At 63.7% G+C, this 14,365-nt stretch carries 14 protein-coding genes; 5 read left to right on the top strand and 9 right to left on the bottom strand.

Annotated elements, in window-relative coordinates; genetic code table 11:
• Window positions 1-44: 44 nt before the first annotated feature.
• The 7 genes from M2361_RS22570 to M2361_RS22540 form a co-directional block, all read right to left on the bottom strand.
• Entirely contained in the window at window positions 45-1,001 is a 957-nt protein-coding gene (locus M2361_RS22570) for a tripartite tricarboxylate transporter substrate binding protein (protein WP_259251867.1), read from the bottom strand.
• Between the two features lie 90 nt (window positions 1,002-1,091).
• Window positions 1,092-2,384 carry an NTP/NDP exchange transporter gene (locus M2361_RS22565; protein WP_100857312.1) on the bottom strand — a complete coding sequence of 431 codons (1,293 nt, stop codon included), beginning with the start codon at window positions 2,382-2,384 and terminating at the stop codon, window positions 1,092-1,094.
• Window positions 2,385-2,387: 3 nt separating this feature from the next.
• On the bottom strand, window positions 2,388-3,305 hold the full coding sequence (locus M2361_RS22560; RefSeq protein ID WP_259251866.1) for an aldo/keto reductase: 918 nt from the start codon (window positions 3,303-3,305) through the stop codon (window positions 2,388-2,390).
• A 68-nt stretch (window positions 3,306-3,373) separates the two neighbouring features.
• Complete coding sequence (locus M2361_RS22555; protein WP_050447648.1) at window positions 3,374-4,084, bottom strand: Bax inhibitor-1/YccA family protein; 711 nt, start codon at window positions 4,082-4,084, stop codon at window positions 3,374-3,376.
• Between the two features lie 119 nt (window positions 4,085-4,203).
• Window positions 4,204-4,620, bottom strand: coding sequence for a hypothetical protein (locus tag M2361_RS22550; protein WP_259251865.1), 417 nt, complete (start codon window positions 4,618-4,620; stop codon window positions 4,204-4,206).
• 63 nt (window positions 4,621-4,683) lie between these two features.
• A complete protein-coding gene (locus M2361_RS22545) occupies window positions 4,684-5,154 on the bottom strand; it encodes a DNA polymerase III subunit chi (RefSeq protein ID WP_259251864.1) in 471 nt (156 codons plus the stop codon).
• A gap of 22 nt (window positions 5,155-5,176) precedes the next feature.
• Window positions 5,177-6,685 (bottom strand): leucyl aminopeptidase, encoded by a 1,509-nt coding sequence (locus M2361_RS22540; RefSeq protein ID WP_259251863.1) that lies wholly within the window; start codon window positions 6,683-6,685, stop codon window positions 5,177-5,179.
• Between the two features lie 57 nt (window positions 6,686-6,742).
• On the opposite strand from M2361_RS22540, the gene lptF reads away from it, so the two are divergent.
• Window positions 6,743-7,852, top strand: a complete 1,110-nt coding sequence (lptF, locus tag M2361_RS22535; RefSeq protein WP_259251862.1) for an LPS export ABC transporter permease LptF — start codon at window positions 6,743-6,745, stop codon at window positions 7,850-7,852.
• A 95-nt stretch (window positions 7,853-7,947) separates the two neighbouring features.
• Here the strand turns inward: lptF and M2361_RS22530 are convergent, their stop codons facing one another.
• Window positions 7,948-8,868: a LysR family transcriptional regulator gene (locus M2361_RS22530; protein ID WP_100857305.1), complete on the bottom strand. Its 921-nt coding sequence runs from the start codon at window positions 8,866-8,868 to the stop codon at window positions 7,948-7,950.
• Between the two features lie 214 nt (window positions 8,869-9,082).
• Between M2361_RS22530 and M2361_RS22525 the strand changes: the two genes are divergently transcribed.
• The 4 genes from M2361_RS22525 (at window position 9,083) to M2361_RS22510 (ending at window position 13,508) form a co-directional block, all read left to right on the top strand.
• Window positions 9,083-10,300, top strand: a complete 1,218-nt coding sequence (locus tag M2361_RS22525; RefSeq protein WP_100857304.1) for an ABC transporter substrate-binding protein — start codon at window positions 9,083-9,085, stop codon at window positions 10,298-10,300.
• A 99-nt stretch (window positions 10,301-10,399) separates the two neighbouring features.
• Window positions 10,400-11,893, top strand: a complete 1,494-nt coding sequence (locus M2361_RS22520; protein WP_230693665.1) for a CoA-acylating methylmalonate-semialdehyde dehydrogenase — start codon at window positions 10,400-10,402, stop codon at window positions 11,891-11,893.
• A gap of 96 nt (window positions 11,894-11,989) precedes the next feature.
• On the top strand, window positions 11,990-12,934 hold the full coding sequence (locus M2361_RS22515; protein WP_100857303.1) for a CysB family HTH-type transcriptional regulator: 945 nt from the start codon (window positions 11,990-11,992) through the stop codon (window positions 12,932-12,934).
• Window positions 12,935-13,184: 250 nt separating this feature from the next.
• Window positions 13,185-13,508, top strand: coding sequence for a DUF2325 domain-containing protein (locus M2361_RS22510; protein WP_039883953.1), 324 nt, complete (start codon window positions 13,185-13,187; stop codon window positions 13,506-13,508).
• A gap of 169 nt (window positions 13,509-13,677) precedes the next feature.
• Here the strand turns inward: M2361_RS22510 and M2361_RS22505 are convergent, their stop codons facing one another.
• Window positions 13,678-14,349 carry a C40 family peptidase gene (locus tag M2361_RS22505; protein ID WP_259251861.1) on the bottom strand — a complete coding sequence of 224 codons (672 nt, stop codon included), beginning with the start codon at window positions 14,347-14,349 and terminating at the stop codon, window positions 13,678-13,680.
• Window positions 14,350-14,365 lie beyond the last annotated feature (16 nt).

The raw sequence follows: 14,365 nt of genomic DNA, 5'->3' as shown, positions 1-14,365 counted from the left end.
GCCGCCTGCCGCAGGTTCGCCTGCCGCAGGATTCCCCATGGGCCTTAATCCAGCGTGGCGGCCTTGATGATGTTTTCCCATTTGGGCAGTTCCTTGCGAATTTGGGTTTGTACGTCTTGCGGAGTGCCGCCCAGCGGCGCCTGGGAACGGCTGCGCAGTTCCTTTGCGACATTTTCCGATCGCAGCGCTTGGTTCATCGCGGCATTCAGGCGGTCGATGACGGCAGGCGGCGTACCGGCCGGGGCGATCAGTGCACTCCAGGCGGACTGCTCATAGTTGGGGTAGCCCTGTTCGGCCACCGTCGGCACATCGGGGTTGGACGCGGCGCGGGACGTCGTCGTGACGGCCAGCGCGCGCAGGCGGCCGTCCTTCAAATTTCCGATCAGCGGTGGCAGGTTTTCCATCATGGCGTCCACGTGGCCGCCAAGCAGGTCGGAAAGCTGCGCGGCCGTTGCCTTGTAGGGAATCTGGCGCACGGCCGCGCCGGTCTGGGCGATGAAGAGCTTCACCCCCACCTCGCTGGTCGTGCCCGGGTCCGCCGACGTCATCGTCAGGCGGTCGGGCTGGGCGCGGCTGGCCTCGATGAAACTCTTCAGGTCGCGATAGGGCGAGGCCGCGTTCACCACGATGACGTTCGGGGTTTCGGCCACCAGACCGATCGGCGTCAGGTCACGGTCCAGATCGTAGAGTTGTTGTTTGAACAGAAACCGGTGCAGCACCAGCGTGCCAACGTGGGCATAGCCGATGGTGTAGCCATCGGCCGGGGCACGAACCACTGCCTGGGTGCCGATGCGGCCACCGGCCCCCACGCGGTTTTCCACCACGACGGGTTGACCCAGCTGACGGCTCATCTCCTGGCCGATCAGGCGCGCGGTGATGTCCGCGTTGCCGCCCGCGGCGGCAGGCACGATCAAGGTGATGGCCCTTTCGGGATAAGCGGCGTGCGCGGACGTGGCGCTAAGGCAAAGCAGTAGGGCAGCAAGGCAGGCAGAGCGTTTCATGACGATTCCCCAGGCGTTGAGAGCTGCGCCATTGTGCGGCGGCCGCCCGCGAGATCCGTTTGGTTTACTAAGATGCTTGTTTGGAAAAAGCTAATGGTTGTCGGGCTTTCTGGCGTCGGCCTGCCTTCCCAATGCGTAGCCCACGGCGGCGGCGCCCAGCGCCACGGCCGCGCCCAACAGCGCGATCAGCGCCACGCCATGGCCCAGCATGTCCACCCCCGCCTTGACCCAGCCGCTGGCCGCGTCTCCGCCACGGTAGACCACGGTGTCGATGACGCTCTTGGTTTTGTACTTGTCTTCGGGCGGAACCGCAGTGAACAGCATTTCACGACCCGGCCTGATCAGGGCGTATTCGCCGGCGCGGCGCAGGATCATCGCGGCCGCCAACACGCCAAAGACCGGAAACGCGGCCAGGGCCAGGAACGATACTCCTACGGCCAGCGGCACCGCGGTCAACAGGAAGCGCAGCCCCAGGCGCGCGGCCACGCGGCCCGTAATGAACACTTGCGACAACAGCGCCAGCGTCTGCACGGTGAAGTCCAGCGCGCTGAAGACGCGAATGCGCTGCGCCGTGTCGGGGAACGTATCGGCGACGAGTCGCGCCTGTTCCATGTACAGAAAGGTGTTGAGCGTGGCCAGCAGTACCACCAGCAGCGAAATGCCCAGCAGGTAGCGTGATCGGAAAATTCGCGAAATGCCGGCCAGGACGCTGCCTTCAATGGGGTGCTTGATGTCTTCCAGACTGACGTCCGTGCGCGTGGCCGCGCGCCATCGCAACAGCCATTGTTTGAGCGGCAAGGTTGCCGTGAGCAGCAGCGCGGACAATAGCAACAGGCCCGCCGGGCCAAGCGCGCCGGCCAGCAACGCGCCCAACAGCGGACCGCACAGCCCGCCCGCGCTGGCGCCGGCGGCAATCAAGGCGAACAGGCGCTTGGCTGATTCCATGCGGAACACGTCGGCCATCAGGCTCCAGGCGATGGAAACCACGAACAAATTGAAGACCGACAGCCACACATAGAACGCGCGCGCGGCCCAGATGCTGCCCGGTTGCAGGTACAGCAGGACAGCGAAGCCCGCCATGGTCAGCGCAAATAGACCGTAGACCCAGGTCAGCAGCGTTGAACGCGGCACGCGCGAGGACAAGACGCCAAACAGGGGCACCACGGCCAAGGTGGCGACGAAGGTGGCGGTGAACAGCCATTGCAGTTGGTTCACGCCCGCCTGGATGCCCATGGTTTCGCGGATGGGGCGCAGCATGAAATAGCCGCAGAACAGGAAGAAAAAAAACGCGAAGCCGCAGGCGGCAGGCGCTATTTCTTCTTCGTGTATGCCCAATGCCCGCGCCGCGCGGCCACGCAGGGAGCCAAGGCCGACTGAGGCCATGGCTTATGCCAGCAGGGCGGCGATGCGGTCGCGCAGTGCCGCGTCGGGTTGCGGTCCGAACCCGGCCAATGCGTTGTCCGCCATGTTCGCGGGTTTGGAGGTGGCGGGAATGACGGCGGTGACGGCCGGGTGTCCAATGATGAATTTCAGGAAAATCTGCGCCCAGGAGGTGCAGCCGATGTCGGCAGCCAGACCGGGCAGGGCGCGGCCCTTGACCTGGCGGAACAGCGCGCCGTCCTGGAAGGGGCGGTTGATCAGCACCGCGACGCCGTTGGCCTGGCAAGCCGGCAGCAGGCGCTTTTCGGCGTTGCGCGCGCCCACTGACAGATTGATCTGAAGAAAATCGGGCTTTTCGCGTTCGACCAGTTCAGTCAGTTCGTCGTGGGCATGGTCCAGGTAATGCGTGATGCCGACGTAGCGGATCACGCCTTGCTGCTTCAGGTCGCGCAACAAGCTCAGCTGATTGCGGGTGTCGATCAGGTTGTGGATCTGGATCAGGTCCAGTTTGTCGCGGCCCAGGTACTTCTGTGATTCGCGGATTTGCTCCATGGCGGCGTCGTGGCCGCGCGCGCCGATTTTGGTCGCCAGGAAGTACGGATTGCCCTTGCCGCTTTGGCGCGCCAGCAGCGCTCCCACGACAGCCTCGGCCTGGCCGTAGCTGGGGGCGGTGTCGATCAGGGTACCGCCGGCTTTGGTGAAGGCGTCCAGCACCTGCGCCAAGGGCTGCATGGCTGCTGCGTCATCGGGCGAGGCGTTGAAGGTGTCGGCGGTACCCAGGCCGATGACGGGTATCTGTTCCTTGGTGGACGGAATGGCGCGCTTCAGCATGGCTTGCTTGGCGCTCAGGGCCTGGGCGGCGCCAGCGGGTCCCAGCAGGGCGGCGCAGGCGGCGGTCTGGAGGAAGCGGCGGCGATCGTGCATGGGAACGCTCCAAAGAAAAAGGCCTACATGCGAATGTAGGCCTTCAGTACTGAACTTACGGCGTGCGATTACTCGCGGTTGCCGCCGAAGATGCCCAGCAGCATCAGCAGGTTCGAGAAGACGTTGTAGACGTCCAGGTAGATGGCCAGGGTGGCGGACACGTAGTTGGTTTCACCACCATTGACCACGCGCTGCAGGTCAACCAGCATGAACGCCGAGAACACCAGGATGGCCATGACCGAGATGGTCAGCATCAGTGCGGGCATTTGCAGGAAGATGTTGGCCAGCGCCGCAACCAGGATCACGACCGCGCCGATGAACAGGAATTTCTGCATCCCGGACAAGTCGCGCTTGATGGTGGTGGCCAGCGTGGCCATCGTGCCGAACACGATCGCCGTGCCGCCGAACGCCGTCATGACAAGCTGCGAACCGTTGCTGAAGCCCATCACGAAGCCCAGCAGGCGCGACAACATGATGCCCATGAAGAACGTGAAGGCAAGCAGCAGCACCACGCCCATCGAGTTGTTCTTGTTTTTCTCGATGGCGAACATCATGCCGAACGCGCCCACCAGGAACACGATGGCCGACAGGCCGGGGCTTGCGCCCATGACACGGTTGATGCCGGTGTAGAGGCCGACCGCCGCGCCCAGCACCGTGGGAATCAGCGAGAGGGCCAAGAGCCAGTACGTGTTGCGCAGCACCTGATTGCGCGCGACCTCGCCCGGCGCGCCAGCGACCGAGCCGGAACGGTTAAAAGGGGACGGACGATATTCGTTCATGGAGAACTCCTGTATGCGCCAAAAATAATTGCCTAGAAGGCTTAGAGGGGAAGGATACCTTACAGTTCCCTGAAGAATCCAGTTTTTGGAAGATTTAGACCCGCTGCCGGACGCCCTGTTTACCCAGGGCGGACCTCGTTCAATACCCGGGAAACGATACTCGGTAATTCGGCGTCCATGCGCGTCTGAATCTGCTCGATTGCGTCCGCCAGCGCCCGCCGCATCAATTGTTCGACCTCGGCTTGCAGTCGGGCGGTCAACACCGACGCGTCGGGCAGCGCGGCGGCGGCGTGCGTGGCGTTGGCGTGAACCGCCGGGGCTTCGTCCACATCCCAGTCCTGGCCGCGTCCATCGGCAATGTCGGTCAGCAAGGGGAACGCATCGTCGGCATCGGTGACAGGGGCGTCATCGGCCCGATCGGTCAGTACGGGGGGGCCGGAATCTTCAGGCTCTGCTGGCGCGCGCGGCGCGTAGAGCGTCGGTTCGGCCCGCTGGGTCAGGGTGGGGATGCCGGTATCGTTGGAGCGAGAGGGCATGGGGGCTCCCAAATATCAAAAGATCGCGGCGGGCACGGTGCCCGCCGGGATGGATGGGGCAGGTCAGCCCCCGGGGGGCTGGCGGCTGAGGTCGTGGCTTACCGGGGTGTGGCCCGCATTCTGGTAGATGCGCCAGCGCTGGCGAGCGGCTTGCTTGTCGTCCGGGTCATCCGACACGATTTCAAGCAGGCGCTCGAAGGTGTCGAAGCCGGGCGGGCAATCGTTGTCCAGATTCAGCAGCCACAGCGGGGCGGCATCCGCGCCCGCTTCGGGTTGAGCGGCCTGGGCCGCTTGCTGGGGGTCTCCCGCTGTCAGGACCACCGGCGTTTCGGGCGCCAGCGGGTCGTTGGCCAGCACGTGCGGCACGAACGAGGTGTCGTCAAAGGCCCAGAGCATGCGGTCAAACGCGGCCAGCCGCGAACCGTCTTTACAGTACACCACCAGCCGCTGCCCTGCCAGAACGCGCTTGCGCACGACCTGGCAGGCCATGCGCAAGCGGTCGGGCGCGCCGAAGGCGAAGTCGATCCGCGTCATGCCCGGTTCCGTTGCAGTGGCTTCAAGCCTGGTCCAGCAGATATTGCATCAGCAGGGGCACGGGGCGGCCGGTGGCGCCCTTGTCCTTGCCGCCGCGCCAGGCGGTGCCGGCGATGTCCAGGTGAGCCCACGGGTAGGCCTTGGCGAAGCGCGACAGGAAGCACGCCGCGGTCACCGCGCCGGCCGGGGGGCCGCCGATGTTGGCCAGGTCGGCGAAGTTGGACTTCAGTTGTTCCTGGTAGGCGTCGTCCATCGGCATGCGCCACGCGGTGTCCAGCGACTTGCGGCCAGCCGTGGCCAAGGCCTCGGCCAGCGCGTCGTCTTTCGAGAACAAGCCGCTGTTGACGTGGCCCAGGGCCACGACGCAAGCACCGGTCAGCGTGGCGATGTCGATCACGGCCGACGGCTTGAAGCGTTCGGCGTAGGTCAGGGCATCGCACAGGACCAGGCGGCCCTCGGCGTCGGTGTTCAGGATTTCGATGGTCAGGCCGGCCATGCTGGTGACGACGTCGCCGGGCTTGTTGGCGGTGCCGCTCGGCAGGTTCTCGCACGCGGGGATCAGGCCGACCACGTCCAGCGGCAGCTCAAGTTCGGCCAGGGCGCGGAACGAGCCCAGCACGCTGGCGGCGCCGCACATGTCGTACTTCATTTCGTCCATGGTGGCGGCGGGCTTGAGCGAGATGCCGCCGGCGTCGAAGGTGATGCCCTTGCCGACCAGCACGATCGGGCCCTGGGCGCTCTTCGCGCCTTTCTTGGCGGCCTTGGCGCCGGCGTGGCGCAGCACGATGAAGCGCAGCGCTTCGGCGGAACCGCGCGCGACCGACAGGAAGGAACCCATGCCCAGCGCCTCGACCTGCTTGCGGTCCAGCACTTCAACCTTCAGCGATTTGAATTCGCGGGCCAGGCGCTTGGCGGTGTCGCCCAGGTAGGTGGGCGTGCAGATATTGCCGGGCAGATTGCCCAGCGTGCGCGTCAGTTCCATGCCGTTGGCAATGGCGGCGCCTTCGCGCAGGCCTTTCTGGGCCTGGGCCGCGTCGGCGCGCTCGACCACCTGGACGATCTTCTTGAGCTTGGGGCGGGCGTCGCGGTCGGGTTTGCCGAAGCTGGCGTCGTAGTGATAGGTGGCGGCGCCGGCCGCAATGGCGGCGCTGCGCGCGCGGGCAATGATGGCGATGTCGGCGATGGGGTTGGCGGCCAGCGTGGACACGCCTTCCGTCAGTTGGGCAGCCACGCAGACCGAGGCGAAGGCTTGTTCGGCCGAGGCGTGGACGCGGGCCGAATATTCTTCCTGCTTGCCCAGACCCACCAGCACCACGCGCTGGGCGGTGACGCCGGGCAGCGTGCGCAGCGTCAACGTGGAGCCGGCGCGGCCGCGGAACTCGGTCTTGACCACGGCGCGCACGGCGCCGTTGGAAGCGCGGTCGATGATGTCCGCGGCGGGGCTCAACACGCCATCCGCGTACACCCCGACAGCCAGGGCGGCGGTTTTAACCTGGTGCAGGGAAGCAGTGGTCTGTGTGCTAAATTCCATGAGGGTTTCCCGTGTACGTCTGTGTATGATGCGGTCGATTATCCCGCATATTCTCCCATGTCTCTATTTAAACGCTCTGTCGTCAGCGAGATCACCAGTCACGCTGGCGTTGTCTTTTCCACGTTGCTCGTCGTGTGGCTCAGCGTGCTTCTCGTGCGCCTGCTCGGTGAAGCCGCGGGGGGCAACATCGGAGCCGACGTCGTCGTGGTGCTGGCTGCGCTGTCCACCATCACTGCCTTGCCGACCATTCTGGCCGTGTCCATCTTCATCGCGGTGCTGACGACCGTCACGCGCAATTACCGCGAATCCGAAATGGTGGTGTGGTTTGCCAGCGGCCTGTCGCTGGCCGACTGGCTAAGGCCCGTGCTGCGGGTGGCCATTCCGGTGGCCCTGGCAGTGGCCGGCTTGACGCTGGTGGCCGCGCCTTGGGCCTACCGGCAGATCGGCGAATATCACGAACGGTTCGAGCAGCGTTCCGACCTGTCCAAAGTGACGGCCGGGCAGTTCGCGGAATCGTCTGGCGGCAGCCGCGTGTTCTTCTCGGAAGACCCGGTCAAGCCCACCGACGAATTGGGCAACGTGTTCGCGCGCGAAACCGGGCCTGAATGGTTGAGCGTGCTGACGGCAAGCAGCGCGCACAGCGAAACCCTGCCCAATGGCGACCGTTTTCTGGTGCTGGGCGAAGGCCATCGCTACGACCTCAAGCCGGGTACGCCCGAGATCCGCCTGGTGCACTTCGACAAATACGGGTTGCGCCTGGAAAGCAAGGCGGGCGAAGACCCCATTGGCGAAGCCCGCGCCGCGGCCGAGCGTTCGTCGAAGGCGCGCGCCACCATGCAACTGATTGCCGACAACACTGACAGCAGTTGGTCGCAGGTCATGTGGCGCATTTCCTTGCCGCTGGCCGCGCTCAACCTGGCGCTGCTGGCCATTCCCTTGGGGGCGGTGAACCCGCGCCTGGGGCGTTCGGGCGATTTGCTGATTGCAGGCCTGGTGGGCTTGCTCTACATGAACATGATCAACTTGTCGCGCGCCTGGATATCCAACGGCAAGCTCAGCTTCGGCGTGGGGGTGTGGGCGATTCATGGCGCGGTTGCCTTGTTGACCATGTTCCTGCTGATGCGCCGTCTGCGGGTCAAAGCCCCCAAGAGCGCGACTCCGGCTTAAAGCCGGGCAAGACGCGTACCAGGCAAGACGCAAAGAGGGGCCGGTTTCCGGCCCCTTTGCTTTACGGCAGGTACTCCATCACCGCAGGTATTCCATCACGGCAGGTACTTCATCGTGCCGCGCTTGCCCGCCAGCAGGTCGGCGTTCTTCAGCACCGACTTGCGGATGAATTCCCACAGCACCGTCACGCGCTTGAGCTTGCGCAGGTCTTCATGGCAGTACATCCAGAACGAGCGCGTGATCTCCACTTCCTTTTCCAGCACCGGCTTCAAGCGCGGGTCCTGCGCGGCGATGAAGCAGGGCAGGATCGCCAACGACTGACCTTGCAGCGCCGCATGGTATTGCGCCACCACGCTGGTACTGCGCAAGACCACATTGCTGGCGGGCAGCAGGTCTTCCAGGTAGCGCAGCCGTTCGCTGAACAGCAGTTCATCCACATAGCCGATGAAGGTGTGCTGGGCCAGGTCCGCGCGCGTGGCAATCGGCGGGTGGCGCGCCAGATATCCCGGCGTTCCGTATAGCCGCAAGGTGTAGTCGCACAGCTTGCTGCACACATAGGGGCCGCGCTGCGGGCGTTCGATGGTGATGGCCAGGTCGGCCTCGCGCTTTGACAGGCTGACAAAGCGCGGCACGGGCAGGATGTCTAGCGTGATGTGCGGGTAGCGGCGCTGGAAGTCGGCGGCCAGCGGCGTCAGCACATAGCTGCCGAACCCCTCGGTGGCGCCGATGCGCACGTGCCCCGACAAGGCCTGGCCGATACCCGACAGGTTTTCGCGGGCGGTGTGCACCGTGCTTTCCATCTGCTCGGCGTGTACGAACAGGCGCTGGCCATCGTCCGTCAGCATGAATCCCGCGCTGCGGGACTTTTCAAACAGCAGGGTGTCCAGCTCGGTTTCCAGCGCACGAATGCGGCGCGACACTGTGGTGTGTTCCACCCCCAGCTTGCGTGCGGCGGCGCTGACCCGCTGGGTACGGGCGACTTCCAGGAAGTACCGCAGGCTATCCCAATCCAACACGATTTCGCTCTCCGCAGGCCTTGCGCCGCGAGGGGCGCGGGGCAGTTTTTTGATTGTGCATGAATGCACAAGGAATGTGCATTTCTAGTGTTGCTTGTTGATTTTCACACATCTACACTGGGTCGGCAGGCCTTGGGGAATGCCCCCGGGAGCCGCAGGCCGCAAAGACGGCATATCGCTACGACTCAGCGCATAACACTCAGGAGACAAATCCATGAAATTGCACGCACGCGGGCTGGCCGCAGGCTTGTGTCTGGGCGCTTTATTGGTAAGCCAGGCGCAGGCGGCCGACAAGCCGCCAGTGAAGATCGGCATTCTGACGGATATGTCCGGCACCTATGCCGGGATGGGCGGGCCGGGTTCGGTGGCGGCGGCGCAATTGGCCATCGACGACTGCCTGGCCGCGGAATGCAAGGGCATGAAGATCGAGCTGGTGTCCGCCGACAACCAGAACAAGGCGGATGTGGGCGCCGCGAAAGCGCGCGAATGGTTTGACCGCGATGGCGTGACGGCCATTGCCGACCTGACCAACTCGGCGGTGGCGCTGGCGGTGCAAGGTATCGCGCGCGAGAAAAACAAGGTGGTGATGTTCTCCGGCCCGGCTACCACCGCGCTGACGAACAAGGAATGCTCGCCCGTCGGGTTCCATTGGATGTTCGACACGTATTCGCAGTCCGCGGGCGGCGCCAAGGCGACCGTGCGGGCGGGCGGCAAGTCCTGGTACTTCATCACCGTGGACTATGCGTTTGGGCATTCGCTGGAAGCAGACACGGCCAAGGCAGTGAAGGCGCTGGGCGGCACGGTTGCCGGCAACGTGCGCCATCCCTTGAACGCCCCGGATTTTGCGTCTTACCTGCTGCAGGCGCAAAGCTCAAAGGCGCAGGTCGTGGCGCTGGCCAATGGCGGCCAGGACACCGTCAACGCGGTCAAGCAGGCGCGTGAATTCGGCATCGTGGACGGTGGGCAGCGTTTGGTGTCGCTGTTGATCTTCCTGTCGGATCTGCGTGCGCTGGGCCTGGAAAATGCCCAAGGCCTGTCATACGTGGACGGCTTTTATTGGGACTACGACGATGCATCCCGGCAATGGGCCGCGCGCTTTGAAAAGGCCTTCCGTGGCCTGAAGCCCACGATGACGCAGGCGGGCGTGTATTCCAGCGTGCTGCATTACCTGCGCGCGACCGCCGCCGCCGGCAGTACCGACGGCAAGGTTGTGGCCGACAAGATGCGTGAATTGCCCATCAAGGACCCGATCATGCGCAATGCATCGATCCGCCCCGATGGCCGCGTGATCCACGATATGTACCTGTACGAAGTGAAGAAGCCCGCGGAATCCAAGGGCGGCTGGGACTATTCCAAGCTGGTGGCCACCATTCCGGCGGCCGAAGCCTTCCAGCCCCTGGCCGATTCAAGTTGCCCGCTGGTGAAGAAATAAGCCTGGCGCGCCGGCTTGGGCCCCCGTCCTGCCGGCGCGCTGCAAGATCCAAGAACGCGGATTCCATCCGCATCGACTACGCAGTGTGAGGAGCATGAAATGAGTGAAGTCCCCCGCGTTCCGCTATTGATCGGCGGCAAGCTCGTGCAGTCCAAATCCACCGAATGGCGCGACGTGATCAACCCCGCCACCCAGGAGGTCGTTGCCAAGGTGCCCTTCGCCACGCGCGAAGAGCTGGACCTGGCCGTCTCCAACGCCAAGGAGGCCTTCAAGACCTGGCGCAACAGCGGGCAGGGCACGCGGATGCGCGTCATGCTGAAGTTCCAGGAACTGCTGCGCGCCAACACCGGCAAGCTGGCCGAGATGATTACGCGCGAACATGGCAAGACGCTGCCCGACGCCGAAGGCGAAATCGGGCGCGGCCTGGAAGTGGTTGAGCACGCCTGCTCGATCGCCAATCTGCAACTGGGCGAGTACGCCGAAAACGCCGCGTCCGGCATCGACGTCTACACCCTGATCCAGCCGCTGGGTGTTTGCGCGGGTATCACCGCGTTCAACTTCCCGGTCATGCTGCCTTGCTTCATGTTCCCGATCGCCGTGGCCTGCGGCAACAGCTTCGTGCTCAAGCCGTCTGAACAGGATCCGACCGCGTCGCTGTTCCTGGCCCAATTGGCGCTGGAAGCCGGCCTGCCCCCGGGCGTGCTGAACGTGGTGCATGGCGGCCCCGACACGGCCAACGGCCTGTGCGAACACCCCGACATCAAGGCGGTGTCGTTCATTGGTTCGACCCGCGTGGGCACCGAGATCTACAACCGCGCATCGGCCGCGGGCAAGCGTTGCCAGTCGATGATGGGCGCCAAGAACCATTGCGTGATCCTGCCGGACGCAGATCCCGAAGTGGCGCTGAACCAACTGGTGGGCGCGGCTTTCGGCGCCGCCGGCCAGCGCTGCATGGCCTCGTCGGTGGCCGTGCTGGTGGGCGATGCCCGCAACTGGCTGCCCGATTTCGTCGAGCGCTCCAAGAAGCTCAAGGTCAATTCCGGCACCGACCGCGAAGCCGACCTGGGCCCGCTGGTGTCGCCCAATGCCAAGAAGCGCGTGGAAAGCCTGATCCAGAAGGGCGTGGACGAAGGCGCCAAGCTGCTGCTGGATGGCCGCAACCTGAAGGTATCCGGCTTTGAGCAAGGCAACTTCGTGGGCCCGACGATTTTTGACGGCGTCAACGAAGACATGACCATCTACACCGAAGAAATTTTCGGACCGGTCCTGTGCTGCGTCGGTGTGGAAACGCTGGAAGACGCGGTAGCCTTCATCAACCGCAATCCCAACGGCAACGGTGTTGCGCTGTTCACGCAGGATGGCGGCGCGGCGCGCTACTTCCAGAACAACATCGATGTGGGCCAAGTTGGCATCAACGTGCCGATTCCCGTGCCGGTGGCGTGGTTCAGCTTCACGGGTTCGCGCGGCTCCAAGCTGGGCGACCTGGGTCCCAATGGCAAGCAGGCCGTGCAATTCTGGACGCAGACCAAGACGGTAACCGCCCGCTGGTCGGCTCACGCCAAGACGGTGAATACCACCATCTCGATGCGCTGAAAGGAGGGACGCCTTGCTCCTAAGCTTATATAAATAAGTTATATAGCGAGGCGTCCTTATTACTTATAATTGGCCGATCTATCAGGGGCCAATTCAATGAACCTCCAGCAATTTCGTTTTGTGCGTGAAACCATCCGGCGCGACTTCAACCTGACCGAAGCCGCCCGGATGCTCTATACCTCGCAGCCTGGAGTCTCCAAGGCCATCATCGAATTCGAAGACGAGCTGGGCATCAAGATCTTCGAACGCCATGGCAAGCGCATCAAAGGTCTGACCAAGCCCGGCTTGGCCGTATCGCAAGTGATCGACCGCATCATGCGCGAGGTCGACAACCTGAAAAAAGTCAGCGATGAATTCGCCCGGCGTGACGAGGGTGGCCTGGTCATCGCCTGCACCCACACTCAAGCACGCTACCTGTTGCCCCGCGTGATCCCCGCGTTCCGCAAGCAATTTCCCAAAGTGCATTTGTCGCTGGCCGAAGGCAGCCCGGCGCAATTGGCGGAAATGGTCCTGCATGAGCAGGCCGATCTGGCGCTGGCAACCGAGTCCCTGGCGCTGACGCCGGGCCTTGCCACCTTGCCCGTTTACGCGTGGGAGCACACCGTGGTGGTGCGCCCGGACCATCCGCTGGCTGAATTGACGTCCAGCGCCGCCAAGCGCTTGTCGCTGGCGCAACTGGCGGAACACCCCATCGTGACCTACGACCGCGCGTTCACGGGCCGCAGCACGATCGACGAGGTATTCGCCAACCAGGGCATCCACCCCGACATCGTGCTGGAAGCCATTGACGCCGACGTGATCAAGACCTACGTGGACGTGGGGCTGGGTATCGGCATCATCGCCGGCGTGGCCTATGACCCGCGCCGCGACTCGAACCTGGTGGGCCTGCCGGTGGGGCATCTCTTCGGCACGCACACGACGCGCGTGGGTGTGAAATCGGGTGTGTTCCTGCGCGACTACGTCTACACGTTCCTGGAAATGCTGGCGCCCTCGCTGACGCGGGCGGTCGTGTCCGCGGCAGTGCAGGGCACGCCGAAATAGGCGGAAGTCCTTTTCGCTATCAAACCAGCGCGGCGTCCTCGGACGGCGCGCTTTTTTTTGGGCAACCGCAGCGTGCCGGTAGTGGCGCGACCGGCCGGACAGCCGCGAGTTCCCTGGCTGATAGCAAATCTCGCTATCCCTTTTCACTAGCTCATATAAATAATTAAATAAGAACCGATCTCATTTAAGTTGACTAAAAAATAGGAATCATTATCATTACATCCAGGCTCAACGACCAGTGAGGTTCATCATGACGGCAGGACTCAGTGCAGTAGTGGTTGGGGCAGATCGACTGGGTAATATTCCGGATCTGCTCAAAGGACACAACATTTCGATCACGCATCACATCAGCGGCCGTGATCCCTCGCATCAGAAGAAGACGCTACAACTGCCTTCGGGCACCCAACTGGTTATTTTGCTGACCGACTTCCTCGGCCACAACGTCATGAAGACCTTCCGCAACGCGGCGCAGCGTGGCGGCATCCGGGTCGTGGCTTGTCGCCGTTCGGTATGCAGCATGCAGCAAGCCCTGCAGCAATGCGGCCTGTGCTCGCGTGCAGGCACCGTGCACTGAATTCACTGCTTGTCGCTGGACCATAAAAACTGGGGAGGCCGAAACGGCCTGCGGCCCCCGGGCCGCGAAGAGCAATGAAAAACGCCGTCAGACCAAAGTCTGACGGCGTTTTGCTTTTGGGGTATGGCGTTTCGGCAAGCGCTTGTGCGAGCATGCCGGAAGCAGGGAATCAGTTGGCGGCGCGGGCCGAAGCCATCAAGCTGTTGTCCAGCCGGCGGGCGCCGTTGTAGCGCTTGGTCCAGTAGGCCATGGTCATGCTTTCCACGCGCACGACGCCACCGGCGCTGGGCGAATGCACGAAGCGGTCGTCGCCCAGGTAGATGCCCACGTGTGAATAGCGGCGTCCCATGGTATTGAAGAAGACCAGGTCGCCGGCTTTCAATTCGTTTTTGGCGACCGAGACACCTTGCTGGGCCATTTCGGCGGCATTGCGCGGCAGTTTCAGGCCCAAGGAGCGTTCAGCGGAGTACGAGACCAAGCCGCTGCAATCAAAACCGGTTTCGGGGGTGCTTCCGCCGAAGCGGTAGCGGATGCCCAGGTAGTTCAGGGCTTCGCTGACCATGGCGTTGTCGCCGCCATTCGCCCCGGCGTTGCCGGCATTGCGGCCCTGGCGATCGCGCTTGAACTTTTGCGTTACCAGCATGCCGATAGGGTCATCGGCGGTGGCGACCCATTCCATTTCGTACGGGTCAATCTCGGACGTATGGGCGGTTGACTTTTGCCCGGTGCCTGCACAACCTGCCAGACTCGCAACACATGCCATCAGCGCGAGCGTACGCAGACCGCGCTTTGCCTGGCCAGTGGATGAATAGAATCGCGCGAGTATGGAGTGTCGATGCATTCGCCTGGGATGACCT

It is taken from the genome of Achromobacter sp. JUb104, assembly GCF_024806975.1.
Classification (GTDB): Bacteria; Pseudomonadota; Gammaproteobacteria; order Burkholderiales; family Burkholderiaceae_B; genus Achromobacter; species Achromobacter spanius.
This window is presented reverse-complemented; position numbering and strand designations above follow the sequence as displayed.